The sequence below is a fragment of the Polyangiaceae bacterium genome (genome assembly GCA_015075635.1).
Classification (GTDB): domain Bacteria; phylum Myxococcota_A; class Polyangia; order Polyangiales; family Polyangiaceae; genus JADJKB01.
Genome location: JABTUA010000001.1, coordinates 240,384 through 254,843 on the forward strand (window position 1 = coordinate 240,384; position 14,460 = coordinate 254,843).

A 14,460-nucleotide genomic window follows, 5' to 3' on the forward strand; every position below is an offset into this window, starting at 1 on the left:
ATGGCTCCGGACCTCCTGGACTCCCGTGGCCGAGCGCTCCGCGACCTGCGGCTGAGCGTGACGGATCGCTGCAACTTCCGCTGCCGCTACTGCATGCCCAAGGAGCACTTCGGCCCGGGCTTCAAGTTCCTGCCGCGCGCCGAGCTCCTGAGCTTCGAGGAGATCGCGCGCGTCGCCCGGGTCTTCGTCTCGCTCGGCGTGAAGAAGCTGCGCCTCACGGGCGGAGAGCCGCTCTTGCGCGCGGACCTGCCCAAGCTCGTCGCGCAGCTCGCCAGCATCGAAGGCGTGGACATCGCCCTCACCACCAACGGCTCGCTCCTCGGCGAGCGCGCGGAGGAGCTGGCGCGGGCCGGGCTCAGGCGCATCACCGTCAGCCTGGACTCGCTGGACGAGCGCGTGTTCCGCGACATGACCGACGCCGACCTGTCTCCGGCCGTCGTGCTCGCGGGCATCGAGGCGGCGGCGCGCGCCGGGCTTCGACCGATCAAGGTCAACGCCGTCGTGCGCCGCGGCGTGAACGACGCTGGCCTGGTGGACCTCGCCCGCCATTTCAAGGGGAGCGGGCACATCCTGCGCTTCATCGAGCTGATGGACGTCGGCGTCACCAACGGCTGGCGCATGGATCAGGTGGTGAGCGGGCAGGAGATCGTGGACAGGATCTCGCGCGAGCTGCCCCTCGAGCCCGCCAGCCCGAGCTACCGCGGCGAGGTGGCGGCACGATGGCGCTACCGTGACGGCAGCGGCGAGATCGGCGTCATCACCAGCGTCACGCGCCCGTTCTGCGGCGACTGCTCGCGCGCGCGCCTGAGCGCGGAGGGCAGCGTGTACACCTGCTTGTTCGCGACCTCCGGCACCGATCTCCGGGGCCCGCTCCGGAGCGGCGTGGACGACGAAGGGCTCCGCGAGCTGATCCGGAGCCTGTGGGCGCGCCGGAACGATCGCTACTCGGAGCTGCGCTCGGAGAACACGCGCGGCCTGCGCCGCATCGAGATGAGCTACATCGGCGGCTGAGGCAGGGCTCCCGTGCAGCGCGCCGAGCTCGGCACCGGCGCGCCGTCTTTCAGCGAGAGCTCGACACCGAAGTCGAAACGCGGCTCTGCGGCGCTCCCGAGCTCGAGCCCGCAGCTGCGCACGCCCGCGCTGAGCGCGCCGCAGCGACCCTGCTTCGAGCTGGCACGCCGCACGGCCTCGGCGAGCCCGGCCTGGAGCGTTCCCTCCGGAGTAGCTTGCGCGAGCTTCGCGCAGCTCGAGCCCGGCTCCGGCTTCACACCGGCGAGGTCTCCGAGAAACCGCTGGACCGCGTCAGCGCCTTCGAAGGGCAGGCTCGGATCGCGCCGCTTCCACACCTTCCAGCGCGCTCCGTCGTGGTGGAGCTCAAATGCCTCCGCGTAGAGCCTCAAGGTCCCGGGATCACCGCGCGTGATCACGAAGTCGTACCAGCCGAGATCCGGCACGGGGCGCACGAAGGCGGGCGACCACTCCCAGCGTCGCGGCAGCTGGGGCGGCCGATTCTCGGGCTTGAACGAGAACGGCGACTGCGGGTACTCGGCGAAGCTGAACGAGACCGCTCCGCCGCGCTTGGCCTGGTACATCGCCGCAGCGTGGAGGTAGGGGCTCCACTTGACGAAGCGCGACCCGTGATCCCAGACCAGGCCCACGACCCGCTGGCCCATCGGGATGCTGTCGAGCGCAACATCCACTCCGGCGAGCTCTTCGCGTTCGCAGCGCCGGAAGGCTACGGCCACCTCGCGGTAGAAGAGCACGCTGATCAGCGCGGCTCCGGCGTAGACGGGCAGCGCGAGCTTCGGCCGCGGCGCGGGCAGCGCGAGGAGCGAGAAGAGCGCGCCGACCAGCGCAAACCGGCCATTGATGGGCCAGATCCAGTCGAACGACGCCGGCGCCGCGAAGTAGACCACGAACGCGACGGGACCGAGCAGCGCCAGCCGGCCGGCGAGGGTGCGACGCAGCGCATCTTCTTCGCTCGCCTTCGTGCCCAGAACGACCACCGCCACGACCAACAGCACCCACACGGCCATCAGGTGGTCGTCGGACTTCGACTGGAGCACGTCGAACAGCCACTGACCCACCTCTCGAGAGGAGCGAGCGAGCGGGTGGAACGTGGGCTTCGCGCCGGCGAGCAGCGTTCGGGCCGCTGGACTGGTGAGCGCCCAGCCGAGCGCCGCGGCGAGCGCTGGCAGCACAGGGGAGAGAAGGCGCAGCGTCGAGCGGCGGCCTGCGCCCCAAGCCGTGGCGAGCATGCCGACGGCCAGGAAACCGAAGGGCACGACGTGGGTGTAGAAGGTGACGAGCGCGACGCCGCTCAGGAGCAGAGCGTGCTTCGGGTCCCAGCTCGAGCGGAGCCGCACCGCCACGGCGAGCCCCCAGAGCGCAAGCGGGATGGCGGCGGCGAAGTTCACGAAGCCTAGCACCAAGTGCGCGTTCCAGACCAGCGGACCGGCGAGCAGCGCCAAGCGCCAGTCGCGCCCTAGGGAGAGGAGGAGCGCGCGCAACGAATAGGGCAAGCCGACGATGGCCGCCGTCAGCACGAGCTTGTTCGCGGTGACCAGCCCGAGCGGGTAGCTGAGCAGGTGGGTCAGCAGGTAATACGTGAGGTACTGCGTGCGACCGAGGTGGATCTCGAAGTACGGCTCGAAACCGAACGCCGGGTTCCCATAGTCGTGGAGCACGCGGATCGCGGCCAGGTGCTGGGGCAAGTCCTGAATCGGGAGCTGCTCGACCAGCCACACCGGGACGGCAGCCGCGACGGCGAGCGCGGCGAAGGCGAACGCCCACGCCGTCGAGTGCCGCGTCATCCGTCAGCCATCGAGGGAGGCCACCAGCTCGCGCAGCACGCGGTGCCCGTCGCGGAAGATGGGCCAGCCGTCGCCGACCAGAATCGCCTGTACCTTGGTGAAATCGAGCAGCCGGCGCACCGAGTCCAGCGCCGCCTCGCGGCTCACGAGCTTGTCGTCCGGTAGCAGGTTCAGCGAGCCAGCCTGGTGCGCGCGCACCAGATCACCGGTGACCAGCGTGTGCTCCTCGATCAAGAGCGCCAGCTCGCCGTTGGTCTTGGAGCCCTTCATCTCCAGCACGGTGAGGCCGGGCACCGGCTCGTCACCCTCCCTGAGCCAGTGCTTGCAGGGGATCGGGAAGCTGTCGCGCTCCGCGATTGGCCCGGCGACCTTGGCCCCGCAGAGCTCGGCGATCTTCTGCGTGTCCCGCACGTGGTCCGAGCCGGTCACGATGATCAGCGACGCGCCTCCCAGGGCCGCGAGGTGCGCCTCGTCGTGGGGCGAGAGCGGCAAGGGATCGACCAGCACGTTCCCGCCGGGCCGAACCCAGAGCAGGCTGTGAAAGTCGATGTTGCGCGCCTCGTCGAAGCGCGACCAGCCAAAGAACTCGGGACGGTGGAGCTTCTTCATCGACAGGCTCCGGGTATCGCGGAGCACTCGGGAGGTCAACGATGGTCCAACATGAGCGCCGTCGCCAGCGCGTCCACCCGCTCGAGATCCACGTCGTCGGGGAGCGCCGTCTTCTCTGCGGCCTGCTCCATGGCCGACCTGAGCTCACCCGCCGACGCCAGGAGCTGCTCGAAGGGCATCGCCCCGTCACGAATGGCCGCGAGCTCCCCTGCATCGCTGCGGCGGACGAACAGGTCGCCTTGCTCGAGGGCTTCGAGGCCCATGCGCATCAGGCGGATCAGGTGCATCGCGTGCTTGGTGTCGTAGCCGTGAGCGCGCTCGAGCTCCGCACGCGCGGGGTTTCGCTGGGCTTGCCAGGTCTGGTACGAGTCCCAGCGCTTCATCGCCGCCCGGTAGCGTTTCTCGGCGTTCAGCGCGGACACCACCTCCGGCGGCAGCCGGAGCTCTCGGGTCGCCACGGCTCGCATCCGTGCCTCGATGTCGGCTTCGCTCGCGGAGAGCAGGTCGCGGGTGAGGGCCGCGACCCGCTCCGCCAGCGCGATGCGCGCGGGCTTCGGCATCTCGATGTCGTCGATGCCGTACTGGCGCAGCTTCTCGGCGATGCCCTGCTCGATCCGGTTCTGGTCGTCGCGACTCAGCGTGCCTCCGCCCGCGGGGAGGCCGAAGTCCTCGCGGGAGGGCTGCTTCGCCGGCGGCTGGAGCAGCCACGCTCGGTGGGTCTCGATCCTCTGGAGCTGCGCCAGCGCGTAGCCGAGGAAGGTCTGCTGGACCTTCTTGGTCAAAAACCCGTGTCGCTGGTCGTACAGGCGCCGCCAGGCGGGGGTGTCGAGCAGCCAGTCCCGCGGATCCGCGAACAGGATCTCCAGCGCATTGGGGTTCGCGTTCGCGCAGAGGCGCACGAACTTGGCGACGTCGAAGATCACGCACTCGGCCTCGGCGCGCTCCCGGGACACCGCGCGCGCGAGCCCTTCGGGCAGCGGTCCTTCGTACTGCTCGAAGGCGGAGAACAGCGACAACCTGATCGGAAGCGGCGCCACGCAGACTCCGCGCAGGTCCAGATCCGAGCTCTCTCGCGCCGTACCGTGGGCCTGGCTCCCCGCGACCGTCAGGAAGATGGTGTGCTCGTCGAGCCAACTCATCGACGCTCGCCCTCGCTGAGCGGAGCCAGCCGCAGCCGCACGACGAGCGCCTCGAGCGCCGCCACGCTGGTGGGTTCGTTCGGGAGCGAGCTCCGATCGTGCGCCTGCTCCAACTCTGCCTCCAGCCGATCCAGGCGCGCGGCGTGTTCGCGGAGCTCGCGCTCGTCGAGCAACATCGCCTCGGCCCCCACCCGCTTTCGCTCCGAGAGCTCGTCGAGGGCGCTGATGCGGAAACGCTGATTGAGCGCGCCGATGTTGGCCACGACTTCACCGGTCTGCATGAGGTGAATGCCCGTCAGCAGCACGCGGTAGGCGTAGAGCAGGTGCTTCACGGTCGGCTGTGGCTCCCCGAGGCGCTTGCGACGGCCGCGGGCGAAGCCTTGGTAGTGCCGCACCGTCGGCCGGGTGACGCAGCCCCGCCCGAGCTCCATCAGCTCCTGGTGGGCGGGCGTGGACAGCACGATCAAGGGCGAGAAGAGCTGCTCGAGGACGTAGCCGTTGTGACGGGTCATGAGCCGGGCGAACTTGCGGACGTCGTGCGCCACCCAGTCCAGCTCGACGCTCGTGCCGTCCGCGATGCTGACGGTCTCGGCCGGCGGGTGCAGGCCCAGGAGCTCCGCGGCCGAGAGCAAGAACGCCCCACGCAGGTCCACGTCGCTGTCCGGCGAGGCGAACCCGTACAGGTGAGCCCCGCTGATCGTCGCAAACACCGGCTGCGGCCCCTGGCGCACCACCCGAGCCAGGTGCTCGCGATCGAGCAGCGTCCAGATCTCTTGCTGCTGCTCGGGAGTCATTACATTGCGGTGCCGCGCGCGAACGATCCGAACACCCACACGGCGGCGACGCCCGGGACCTGGGCGAGCGCCTCGCGAATCCGGGCGAGCGTCGCTGGATCGAGTGAGCGCTCCATGCGCTCTCGAGTCTAGCAAACTTCTCGATCCGGGCGGCCCCGACCCGCGCTAGGTTGGACCGCGGATGCGAAGCCGGAGCGTCCTCGCGTTGTGCCTCGCTGCCTCCGCGTGCGCGCCCGCGAAAGCGCCCGACCCCGAGCCCAGGCCCGTGGCGTCGCCGCTCTCCGAAAAGCCCTTCGCCAGCCCCGCGGAGCCGGAGCTCCTCGCGCTCCCGGTCGAGGGCTTCCTCTCCGCCGTCGTCGCCCTGCCGGGCGGAGCGGAGCGGCTGCCGCTCCTGGTCGTGGCCCATGGCGCCGGCGACAAGCCGGAGTGGCAGTGCGAGTGGTGGTCGGCCGCGCTCGGCTCCCGCGCGGTCGTGCTCTGTCTGCGCGGCTCGGCGATGTACCCGCGGCGGGCGGACACCGGCTTCTACTTCCGCGATCACCACGCGCTCGGCCGCGAGCTCGTCGCGGCGCTAGCCGCCGTGGAGCGCGAGCACGGCGCGCGGCTCGCCCAGGGCGCGCCGGTCTTCGCCGGCTTCTCGCAGGGCGCGATCATGGGGGCGCTGGTCGCGCAGGAGCGCGCGCCGCTCTTCTCGCGCCTGATCCTGATCGAGGGCGGCTACGACGAGTGGAGCGTGGCGAGCGCGAAGAAGCTCGGCCCTGCCCGCGTGCTCTTCGCCTGCGGGCAGGAGTACTGCGCGAGCCGGGCGCGGACCAGCGTGCAGTGGCTGCGCCGGGCCGGCGTCGAGGCCCGGCTCGAGCACGCGCCCGGCGCGGGGCACACCTACGCCGATGCGGTCGGCGACAAGGTGCTCGCGGCGCTGCCGTGGCTGGTCGAGGGAGACGCCCGCTGGGGCGCGCCGCTCACTTCTTCGCGACGTTGAGCCGGCCGGCCTTCGCCGCCTGCTCGCCGCTGGCCGTCTTGTACAGCTCGTCGAGCGCCAGGCTCGCGCCCAGGAAGAAGCGGGCTTCGGGGCTGTAGAAGATGTTGCGGCGCTGGCTGTCCGGGCCGAGCTGCGGCGAGAGGTTCTCGTACGCCAGGGCGACGCCGAACTCCTTTGTCACGTCCACGCTGATCTCGCTGGTGAACAGCGTGTTCACGCCGAAGCGCTTCGGGTCGTTCACCCGCTCGGGCTCGACGCAACCGGTGGCCACGCTGCAGATCTCCTGGCTGTCGTTGAACTTGTACTTCCAGAACAAGCTCCAACCCAGGCCGTTGCTCCAGGCCACGCGCTCGTGGATCTGCACGCCGGCCTCGAAGCGCAGCGGCACGGTGTGCTCGGCGAAGGCGCCGGCGCTGAGCTGGTCCGTGGAAACGGCGCGGCCGTCCGGGTCCATGCGAATGCGGTCCAGGTCGGCGTTGGTCGGCGTGGTCGCGCGGCTGAACCAGTGCTGGTAGCCCACGGTGAACGCGCCGTTCGCGGTCGGGAACAGCTCCTGATCGCTGCCGGCCAGCGGGATCTGCTGCCCCACGCCGACGCTGGCGCCGAGCTGGAAGTAGCGGCCATTGTTGGCGCTGACCTTCGAGGTCGGGAAGTCGATGGTCGGGACGCGCAGGCGGAGGTCGGTCTTGTAGTCACCGTCCTTGGCCAGGTCGCGACCGTAGGCGCCCTGCACGCGGAAGTCCGTGAAGGACCACTCGCCGCGCCGCGTGGTGGAGTCGCTGTTGGTGAACTCCTTGAACACCCCGAGGTCGGCGCGGATGCTGATGTTCTGCTCGGCGTCGTCGTAGACGTACCAGCGCGGCCGCAGATTGAAGGCCATCTCGTAGCTGGGGTTGCGGGTCTGGATGTCCTGGCCGATGCCGACCGTCTCCGTGGACACGCTGTTGCCCCAGACGAACGTGGTGCCGCGCCACTTGAGCTTCTCGGGCGTCTTCGCCGGCGCTCCGGGCTGACCGGGCTTCTTGCCCGTGTCGGCCTGCGGCGCCGTGCTCGCTCCGAAGGAAATGCCGGCGGCGGGCGGCGGCGCGGCGGCCGGTGGCGGCTCCGCCGGGGGCGGGGTCGCGGGCGGTGGCTCGGCGGGCGGCGGCTCCGTGGGCGGCGGCTCGGGAGGCGGAGGCTGAGGCTCCTCGCCCTGGGCAAAGCTCGTGTTCGCGAAAAGGAAAGAGGTCGCTGCGAGCGCGACCCAGCCCAAGCTCCTGCGCTTCATGGTTCTCCTGAGCCTCGAATGGACGAACGGCCGAGAGGCCGGCCCCGCCTAGGGAGCGGGTAGCTCCCACGGGGGTAGACGGGTGTCAACGGGACACCGGTCGGCCTCTACAAGCAGGATCCGGGCCGAGGCTGAGGCTTGGAAGATCCAGGGCATTTCCGCGGAGCAAGGACGAGCGTCACCCCCCGAACGCCCCGGGGCGTTAGCAAGCGGACGCGTGCCCTGGCCGGGCTAGGATGCCCCCGTGGACCCGACCCTGCCCGCGACGGAGATCACGGCCCTGCTCGGCCGCGGCACGCACTTCGAGGGCAAGCTCGCCTTCGACGGCCGCGTGCGCATCGACGGCAGCTTCAAGGGCGAGATCAAGAGCGCGGACATCCTGATCGTCGGGGAGGGCGCCGAGGTCGAAGCGGAGATCGAGGCCGGCACCGTGATCATCAAGGGCGGAAGCGTGACGGGCAACGTGCGCGCCCACCAGGCCATCGAGCTGTACGTCCCCGCGCGCGTCACCGGCAACCTGCACGCGCCGGAGATCTTCATGGACAAGGGCGTGCAGTTCTCGGGCAACTGCACCATGGCTCCGCTCTGACTTCGGCTTCGCTCTCGCGCCTTCCTCACTTCGGCCGGACGTAGACCCAGATCACCGGAACGCCGTCGTGCGTCCCGATGTACGCGGGCGCGGTCGTGCCGTAGTCCACCCAGATCTGGTACTCGACGCGCAACATGTGGGGCTCGTGGTGATAGAGCGCCACGCTCGACTGGGCTGGCGACCAAGCGGCGCGCAGGTCGCTGCGCAGCCGCCCGTCCTTGACCATCTGATCCCAGCTCTGCATCGCCGTGTCGTGGACGAAGACCGCGGCGCCTGGCTCCGCGCGCTGGTTGACGAAGCCCGCGACGGATCCGGTGGTGTAACCCCAGAAGCTCCGGTTCAAGCCCAGGCTCGCGGCTCCGGGAGCGCCGCCGACCAGCGGCGTGTACGCAGTCAGGCCCCAGGGGTGCGAGCCGAGGGCGATGGCAGTGGGAGCCGCCGTCACCGAGACGGCGAGCCCCAGCGTCGCGGCAACGCGGTAGCGCTCCGAGAGCAGGCCGCCGAGCGCGCGGCACGCGAGCACGAACGCCTGCGCCGCGAACAGGCACAGGAACGGGTACGCCGTGATCCAGTGCTTGGTGCCGCCGAAGATGGGCGTGGTCTTCGACAGCCACGGTGCGTAGCTGGTCAGGATGCAGAGCAGCCACAAGAGCTCGGTGGAGAACAGCTCGCGCTCCCCCGGCGAGGCGGGCTCGGGCTTGGTCTTGCCGAGCACGCTCGCCAGCCAGGTCAGGCGCACCGCGTACGCGCGCCGGGCCGCGGCAGCTAGCCCGATGGCGAACAGGAGCAGCGTGACGCCGGGCACCGTGCCCAGCGTCATCACCCAGGCGTAGCCGAGCGGCATCGGCGGCTTCCAGTAGGTCCGCCCGAGGAACTCCATGTTGTAGTACTCGTGCCCGGTGTGGAAGGCGACGTAGGCCGCGAGCCGCCGCCCCGTGTCGTGCCAGATCCAGGGCCACATCAGGTAGAACAACACCGGACCGATGAAGGCCATGCACACCAGCGCGAGCGGCGCGCGCACGCGTCCGGCGCGGAGCTCCCGCCAGATGCCGTCGCCGCGGGCGATCACGAAGTGCGCGATCAGGGCCGGCGGCAAGAGCCACGAGTTGTGCTTGGTGTTCAAGAGGAGGCCGTACAGCACGCCGGTGAAGAGCGCCCAGCGCCAGCCGCCACCCGAGATGGAGCGCCAGTAGGCGTAGGTGGTGAAGAGCCACATCGCCGCCACCGGCATGTCGAAGCAGTCGAGGTGCGAGTGGTAGAAGACCCGCGGCATCATCGCGAACGAGAGCGCGGCCACCAGCCCGGCCACGCGCCCGCTCACGCGCCGCCCCCACAGGTAGGTCACCGCCACCGCCAGGCTCGACAGCAACATGCCCGGGAAACGGAAGCTCGTGCCCTCGTCGCGGATCAGCTTCCACTCCGTGTGCAGGAACTTGTGCGAGAGCGCGAACAGGCTCTTGATCAGCGCGGGGTGCTCGTTGTTGGCGGTCCAGTAGCGGTCGATGGCGGCCCGGTCGAAGGCCGCCTTCGGGGACTTGAACAGGAGCTCGAACCAGCCCTCGTAGCTCCGCGCCGCCTGGAAGTAGAAGCCCTCGTCCCGGGCGTAGCCCAGGTCCTTGGTCGTCGCGAGCAAGAGCGCGAGGTAGAGCGCCGCGAGGCAGAGCCCGATCAGCGGATCGAGCGCGGCGCCGAGCAGTCGTCGCGCGCGGCTCATCGCGAGTCCGCCTGGAAGCAGAAGTGGCGATCCTTGGCGCTCGAGCTGCGCACCTCGATCTCGACCTCCGCGCTCTGGCCTTGTCGCCCCGTGTCGAACGAGAACGGCGCGAAGCCCGCCTCGTCCCTGTGTACGTAGGTGCCGATGCTCTGGCCGCCGACCCGCACCTCGAGCTCGATGGGAGGCGCGCCCACGCTGTCGCGGAAGACCAGCCAGGGCATGCCGCCGTAGCCACGGATCTGCTTGCCCAGCGGCACGTTCGCGAAGCGCAAGCGCAAGGGGCCGCCCTGGGGCGGGTGCGCCCAGATGCAGCGCCGTGGCCGGTACTCCATGTGGTCGTCGATCACGGTCACGCCCGCGAAGAACCACTCGCCCCCGGGGCACATGAAGCGCTCGGCCGGGAAGGTCGGGTTGCCCCCCAGACCACCGGTCGAGACCGGCGCGCGGGGATTCCAGGCGCAGGGAGCTTGGCCCTCGAACACGCTCAGGTGCTCCGGCTTCACGTGGTCGGCGAAATCGAACACGACCCGCTCCGGCGCCGGGTTCTCCAGCGTGCGCAACGTGAAGCGCCCGCGCTTCGACTCCGCGACCGTGCGCCAGCCTCGGAGCTCCGGCGCACGCTCACCCAGCGACGAAATCTCGATGGCGCGCGCGTAGCCGCTCTCGTCGGGCCGCGCCACGTCACGGAGCGGCATCAACGCGTCGCCCAGCGCCTGGCGTGCCAAGGGGTCCGCCCAGCGCGGCGCGACCACCACGAGCTCTTCGGCCTGCCGCAGCGCCGCCACCGGCTCGCGCAGGCCGGCCCACTCCTCGACGCGCGGCGCGCGATTCGCGAAGAAGTAGTGCAGGGAAAGCTCCACGAGACCGGCGAGCGGCACGGCGAGCCAGAGCAGGCGCTTGTCGAGCATCGAGGGGCGGCCGAGCTTAGGTCAAACGCGGGCGAGAGTGGGCTATAACGGCCAGGTGTCAGGCCGGATCCGCGCGCTCACCTTGGCGGTCGCGGCGCTCGCGGCTCTGACCGTGCTGGTCTATCCGTTCACGGTCGCGCGCTACCCCGCGATCACCGACCTGCCCTTCCACGCCGCGCAGGTCTCGATCTTCCGTCACTACGCCGACCCGGCCTTCCACTTCGCGGAGCAGTTCGAGCTGCACCCGTTCGACGTCCCGTACCTGACCATGTACGCGCTGGGCGCGCTGGCGGCGTTCGCGGTGCCCATCCACGTGGCCGCGAAGGTCATGGCGGTGGGCATGTTGGCTCTCCTGCCCCTGGGGCTCGGCCTGCTCTTCCACGGCATGAAGAAGAGCCCGCTCTGGGGCGTCTTGGGCCTCGCCTTCGCGTACACCGATCTGACGCACTGGGGCTTCCTGAGCTTCGTCGGCGCGCTGGGCCTGTACGCCGCGAGCATCGGGCTCACGCTGCGACTGCTCGACGCTCCCAGCCCGCGAAAGCAGCTCGCCCTCGGGGCGGTGCTGCTGCTGCTGTTCTTCACCCACGTCTACCGCTTCCCGTACGCGCTGCTCGCGATCGGGCTGACCGCGCTGGTGATGTACCCGGCGACGCGCCAGGTGAAGCCGCTCTTCTTGCCCCTGGGCCCGCCGGTGGCGCTCTTCGCCGTCTGGTTTCTCTCGCGCCCGCCGACGCTGTCGGGCGGCGTCCCGCTCGCGTTCGACGCCTCGCGCGCCGCGCGTCTCGGAGACTTCGTGTTCGGCAACTACGTGGGCGCGAGCGGCGCCGAGGAGAAGAAGCTCGCCGGAGCGATGCTCGCGACCGTCGCCGCGGCGCTGGTGCTCGCCCTCGTCTATCGCGATCGCGAGCGCGCCGCGGACGCGCGCGAGCGCCGATTCCGCCAGGGCGTGACGCTCCTGCCGCTCTTGCTCGCCGGGGGGCACTTGCTCGCCTATTTCACGCTGCCTGCCCGCGTCGGCGAGTGGTGGTACGTGTTTCCGCGGGAGCTGCCCGCCGCGTGGTTCATCCTGCTCGGCGCGCTGCCCGATCTGCCCCAGCGCCGCTCCGTCCAGCTGGGCATCGTCGCGCTGATCGGCCTCGGCTCCGGCCGCATGGCGCTGTTCGTGGCCGAGCGCTGGCGCGCGTTCGAGCGCGAGACGGCCGACTTCCGCGAGATCGCCGCGAACCTGCCGCCGGCACCGAAGCTCGCCTATCTGGTCATCGACCACGGCTTGCCCGGCAAGGCCGGCGAGAAGCGTCACTCCGCGCTGGTGCACCTGCCGGCGTGGATCCAAGCCGAGCGGGGCGGCTGGCTGTCGTTCCACTTCGCCGGCTGGCGCATCTTCCCGATCTGGTACCGCACGGGCGCGGCGGACACGCCGCCGCAGGTGCCCCGCGACTGGGAGTGGAACCCGAGCTGGTTCCGCGTGAACGAGCAGGGGCGCTTCTTCGACTGGTTCCTGGTGCGCCTCGCGGACGACCCGGCGCCGATCTTCGCGTCCGACCCTGGCGTGCAGCTGGTCGAGCGGCGCGGCAGCTGGTGGCTGTACCGCCGCCCATGACTCGGGTTTCGCCTGTTCGCGCCCCGCGTTTGCGGCCCCGCCCTGCCTTCTTCGGGGTTCTCGTCGAGAGCCGCTCAGGAAGCGCTCGGCGGAAACTCCCACCTGACGACGGAGTCCGCCGGCCTCGCCGGTATTCTCCTGGGTCTCGGCCCCGGTGGCAGATCGCGATCTGCTCATGTCACGACGGCGAAAGTCGAGCATGAGCAAATTTTCGACGACGCACTGCGGCGTTTTCATTTCTGCAATCCATCCCCTGCTCCGGCCCATCCAACTGCTCGAAATGAGGAAAACGCGCCGTGGCACAGCCCATGCACTACGGGAGAGCGGCGGCAGTGACGGACTGCCAGACAGACCTCTCTCCCGCCAGTCACTACGCACGGTGACGTTGACGTACCCCCCCCTCCGTTAGCGTCACCGTGCTTTTCTCACCCACGGCAGTGTCGGAACGTCCCCCCCCGTCCGGCCTGCCGTGGTTTTTTTTGTGCGGTTGGCTCTAGAGTCCCGCGCGCATGACCCACGCGCGTAAGTTCTTCGACGAGGCCGTCCAGATCCTGAACCGCCTGGACGCCGATGCCGTAGAGCGGCTGGCGTCGCTGCTCGCCGACCTCGGCAAGCGCGGCGGCCGGCTGTTCATCCTCGGCGTGGGCGGCAGCGCTGGAAACGCCTCGCACGCGGTCAACGACTTCCGGAAAATCTGCGGCATCGAGGCCTACGCGCCAACCGACAACGTGTCCGAGCTGACGGCGCGCGTGAACGACGAGGGCTGGGAGACGACCTTCGAGCGCTGGCTGGAGGTCAGCCGCCTCGGCAAGAACGACATGGTGCTGGTGTTCTCGGTGGGCGGCGGCAACCTGGAGAAGAACGTGAGCCCGAACCTGGTGCGGGCGCTCGGGCTCGCCAAGCGAGTCGGCGCCAGCATCGGCGGCGTCGTGGGGCGCGACGGCGGCTACACCGCCCAGGTCGCGGACGCCTGCGTGATCGTCCCGACCGTGAACCCGGAGGCCATCACGCCGCACACGGAGGCGTTCCAAGGCGTGGTCTGGCATCTGCTCGTGTCGCACCCCGCGCTGCAGAAGTCGGCGACGAAGTGGGAGAGCACTCGATGAAGTCGCTGGTCGTCGGCGGCGCGGGCTTCATCGGCAGCCATCTGGCCGATCGCCTGGTCAGCCGCGGACCGGTCACGCTGTTCGACAACCTGAGCGTGGGCAAGCGCGAGTTCGTCGCGACGCACCTCGACTCCGGCGCCGCCAAGCTCGTGGTCGGTGAGCTGCTCGACCTCGGCCAGGTGTGCGAGGTGGTGAAGGGCCACGACGTGGTGTTCCACCTGGCGGCGAACCCCGAGGCGCGCTGGGGCCTCGACAACCCGCGGCTGGATCTGGAGCAGGGCACCATCGCCACCTGGAACGTGCTCGAGGCCATGCGCCGGGGCGGCGTGAAGACCATCGTCTTCTCCTCGTCCGGCACCGTGTACGGCGACACCGCTGCCGTCTGCGCCGAGGGCGATCTCGGGCACCTGCCCATCTCGCTCTACGGCGCCAGCAAGCTCGCCGGCGAGTCGTTGATCAGCGCCTACGCCGAGTGCTTCGGCCTGCGCGGCTTGATCTACCGCTTCGGCAACGTGGTGGGCCCGCGCGGCACGCACGGCGCTGCGCTCGACTTCTTCAAGAAGCTCCAGAAGACCCCCGACGAGCTGGAGGTGCTCGGCGACGGCGCGCAGGCCAAGCCCTACGTCTTCGTCACCGACTGCGTGGACGGCATCTTGTTCGGCCTCGATCATTCGAAGGGCCCCCTCGACGTGTTCAACATCGCGCCACCGGACTTCACCAGCGTGCGCCGCATCGCCGAGCTGTGCGTGGCGGCTTCCCCCTACCCCAGCGCGCGCATCCGCTACACCGGCGGCGAGCGCGGCTGGCCCGGCGACGTCCCGCAGTCGCGCATCGCGCCGAACCGCCTGGCCGAGCTCGGATGGCGGGTCTCGCGCACCAGCGACGAGGCGGTACGCGAGGCGGTCAGCGCGCTGGCACGAGAGGTCTTCGGGTGAGGGC

General features: G+C 70.2%; 14 protein-coding genes. 6 read left to right on the forward strand and 8 right to left on the reverse strand.

Features of this window, described 5'->3' with window-relative positions:
- Positions 1 to 1,011 carry a GTP 3',8-cyclase MoaA gene (gene moaA / locus HS104_01165; GenBank protein MBE7478586.1) on the forward strand — a complete coding sequence of 337 codons (1,011 nt, stop codon included), beginning with the start codon at positions 1 to 3 and terminating at the stop codon, positions 1,009 to 1,011.
- Here the strand turns inward: moaA and HS104_01170 are convergent.
- Genes HS104_01170 through HS104_01190 form a run of 5 tightly spaced genes read right to left on the reverse strand, consistent with a single transcriptional unit; the run spans position 996 to position 5,471 of the window.
- Positions 996 to 2,813, reverse strand: a complete 1,818-nt coding sequence (locus tag HS104_01170) for a hypothetical protein (GenBank protein MBE7478587.1) — start codon at positions 2,811 to 2,813, stop codon at positions 996 to 998. The genes moaA and HS104_01170 overlap by 16 nt on opposite strands.
- Positions 2,814 to 2,816: 3 nt before the next feature.
- Positions 2,817 to 3,422: an MBL fold metallo-hydrolase gene (locus HS104_01175; GenBank protein MBE7478588.1), complete on the reverse strand. Its 606-nt coding sequence runs from the start codon at positions 3,420 to 3,422 to the stop codon at positions 2,817 to 2,819.
- A gap of 35 nt (positions 3,423 to 3,457) precedes the next feature.
- A complete protein-coding gene (locus HS104_01180) occupies positions 3,458 to 4,561 on the reverse strand; it encodes a nucleotidyltransferase domain-containing protein (protein MBE7478589.1) in 1,104 nt (367 codons plus the stop codon).
- A complete protein-coding gene (locus tag HS104_01185) occupies positions 4,558 to 5,355 on the reverse strand; it encodes a nucleotidyltransferase domain-containing protein (protein ID MBE7478590.1) in 798 nt (265 codons plus the stop codon). Before HS104_01185 ends, HS104_01180 begins: the two co-directional genes overlap by 4 nt.
- Entirely contained in the window at positions 5,355 to 5,471 is a 117-nt protein-coding gene (locus tag HS104_01190; protein MBE7478591.1) for a nucleotidyltransferase domain-containing protein, read from the reverse strand. The genes HS104_01185 and HS104_01190 overlap by 1 nt, the downstream gene beginning before the upstream one ends.
- Positions 5,472 to 5,536: 65 nt before the next feature.
- On the opposite strand from HS104_01190, the gene HS104_01195 reads away from it, so the two are divergent.
- Positions 5,537 to 6,337 carry a hypothetical protein gene (locus tag HS104_01195; protein MBE7478592.1) on the forward strand — a complete coding sequence of 267 codons (801 nt, stop codon included), beginning with the start codon at positions 5,537 to 5,539 and terminating at the stop codon, positions 6,335 to 6,337.
- Here the strand turns inward: HS104_01195 and HS104_01200 are convergent.
- Positions 6,318 to 7,604 (reverse strand): hypothetical protein, encoded by a 1,287-nt coding sequence (locus HS104_01200; GenBank protein ID MBE7478593.1) that lies wholly within the window; start codon positions 7,602 to 7,604, stop codon positions 6,318 to 6,320. The two genes, HS104_01195 and HS104_01200, sit on opposite strands and share 20 nt — an antisense overlap.
- A 244-nt stretch (positions 7,605 to 7,848) precedes the next feature.
- On the opposite strand from HS104_01200, the gene HS104_01205 reads away from it, so the two are divergent.
- Positions 7,849 to 8,193 carry a polymer-forming cytoskeletal protein gene (locus tag HS104_01205; protein ID MBE7478594.1) on the forward strand — a complete coding sequence of 115 codons (345 nt, stop codon included), beginning with the start codon at positions 7,849 to 7,851 and terminating at the stop codon, positions 8,191 to 8,193.
- A 25-nt stretch (positions 8,194 to 8,218) separates the two neighbouring features.
- Here the strand turns inward: HS104_01205 and HS104_01210 are convergent, their stop codons facing one another.
- Together HS104_01210 and HS104_01215 are read right to left on the reverse strand one after the other, a co-directional pair.
- Positions 8,219 to 9,907, reverse strand: a complete 1,689-nt coding sequence (locus HS104_01210) for a glycosyltransferase family 39 protein (protein ID MBE7478595.1) — start codon at positions 9,905 to 9,907, stop codon at positions 8,219 to 8,221.
- Positions 9,904 to 10,815, reverse strand: a complete 912-nt coding sequence (locus HS104_01215; protein MBE7478596.1) for a hypothetical protein — start codon at positions 10,813 to 10,815, stop codon at positions 9,904 to 9,906. The genes HS104_01210 and HS104_01215 overlap by 4 nt, the downstream gene beginning before the upstream one ends.
- 55 nt (positions 10,816 to 10,870) lie before the next feature.
- On the opposite strand from HS104_01215, the gene HS104_01220 reads away from it, so the two are divergent.
- From HS104_01220 to HS104_01230, 3 genes are all read left to right on the forward strand, one after another.
- Positions 10,871 to 12,415 carry a hypothetical protein gene (locus HS104_01220; protein MBE7478597.1) on the forward strand — a complete coding sequence of 515 codons (1,545 nt, stop codon included), beginning with the start codon at positions 10,871 to 10,873 and terminating at the stop codon, positions 12,413 to 12,415.
- Positions 12,416 to 12,924: 509 nt separating this feature from the next.
- Positions 12,925 to 13,521 (forward strand): SIS domain-containing protein, encoded by a 597-nt coding sequence (locus tag HS104_01225; protein MBE7478598.1) that lies wholly within the window; start codon positions 12,925 to 12,927, stop codon positions 13,519 to 13,521.
- Positions 13,518 to 14,456: an NAD-dependent epimerase/dehydratase family protein gene (locus tag HS104_01230; GenBank protein ID MBE7478599.1), complete on the forward strand. Its 939-nt coding sequence runs from the start codon at positions 13,518 to 13,520 to the stop codon at positions 14,454 to 14,456. The genes HS104_01225 and HS104_01230 overlap by 4 nt, the downstream gene beginning before the upstream one ends.
- Positions 14,457 to 14,460: the final 4 nt, after the last annotated feature.

What these genes read in the sequence shown, in the direction of transcription:
- HS104_01215 (MBE7478596.1), bottom strand. Translation starts at nt 10,815, where the DNA reads ATGCTCGACAAGCGCCTGCTCTGGCTCGCCGTGCCGCTCGCCGGTCTC.
- HS104_01185 (MBE7478590.1), bottom strand. Translation starts at nt 5,355, where the DNA reads ATGACTCCCGAGCAGCAGCAAGAGATCTGGACGCTGCTCGATCGCGAG.
- moaA (MBE7478586.1), top strand. Translation starts at nt 1, where the DNA reads ATGGCTCCGGACCTCCTGGACTCCCGTGGCCGAGCGCTCCGCGACCTG.
- HS104_01190 (MBE7478591.1), bottom strand. Translation starts at nt 5,471, where the DNA reads ATGGAGCGCTCACTCGATCCAGCGACGCTCGCCCGGATTCGCGAGGCG.
- HS104_01175 (MBE7478588.1), bottom strand. Translation starts at nt 3,422, where the DNA reads ATGAAGAAGCTCCACCGTCCCGAGTTCTTTGGCTGGTCGCGCTTCGAC.
- HS104_01210 (MBE7478595.1), bottom strand. Translation starts at nt 9,907, where the DNA reads ATGAGCCGCGCGCGACGACTGCTCGGCGCCGCGCTCGATCCGCTGATC.
- HS104_01170 (MBE7478587.1), bottom strand. Translation starts at nt 2,813, where the DNA reads ATGACGCGGCACTCGACGGCGTGGGCGTTCGCCTTCGCCGCGCTCGCC.
- HS104_01230 (MBE7478599.1), top strand. Translation starts at nt 13,518, where the DNA reads ATGAAGTCGCTGGTCGTCGGCGGCGCGGGCTTCATCGGCAGCCATCTG.
- HS104_01200 (MBE7478593.1), bottom strand. Translation starts at nt 7,604, where the DNA reads ATGAAGCGCAGGAGCTTGGGCTGGGTCGCGCTCGCAGCGACCTCTTTC.
- HS104_01225 (MBE7478598.1), top strand. Translation starts at nt 12,925, where the DNA reads ATGACCCACGCGCGTAAGTTCTTCGACGAGGCCGTCCAGATCCTGAAC.
- HS104_01195 (MBE7478592.1), top strand. Translation starts at nt 5,537, where the DNA reads ATGCGAAGCCGGAGCGTCCTCGCGTTGTGCCTCGCTGCCTCCGCGTGC.
- HS104_01180 (MBE7478589.1), bottom strand. Translation starts at nt 4,561, where the DNA reads ATGAGTTGGCTCGACGAGCACACCATCTTCCTGACGGTCGCGGGGAGC.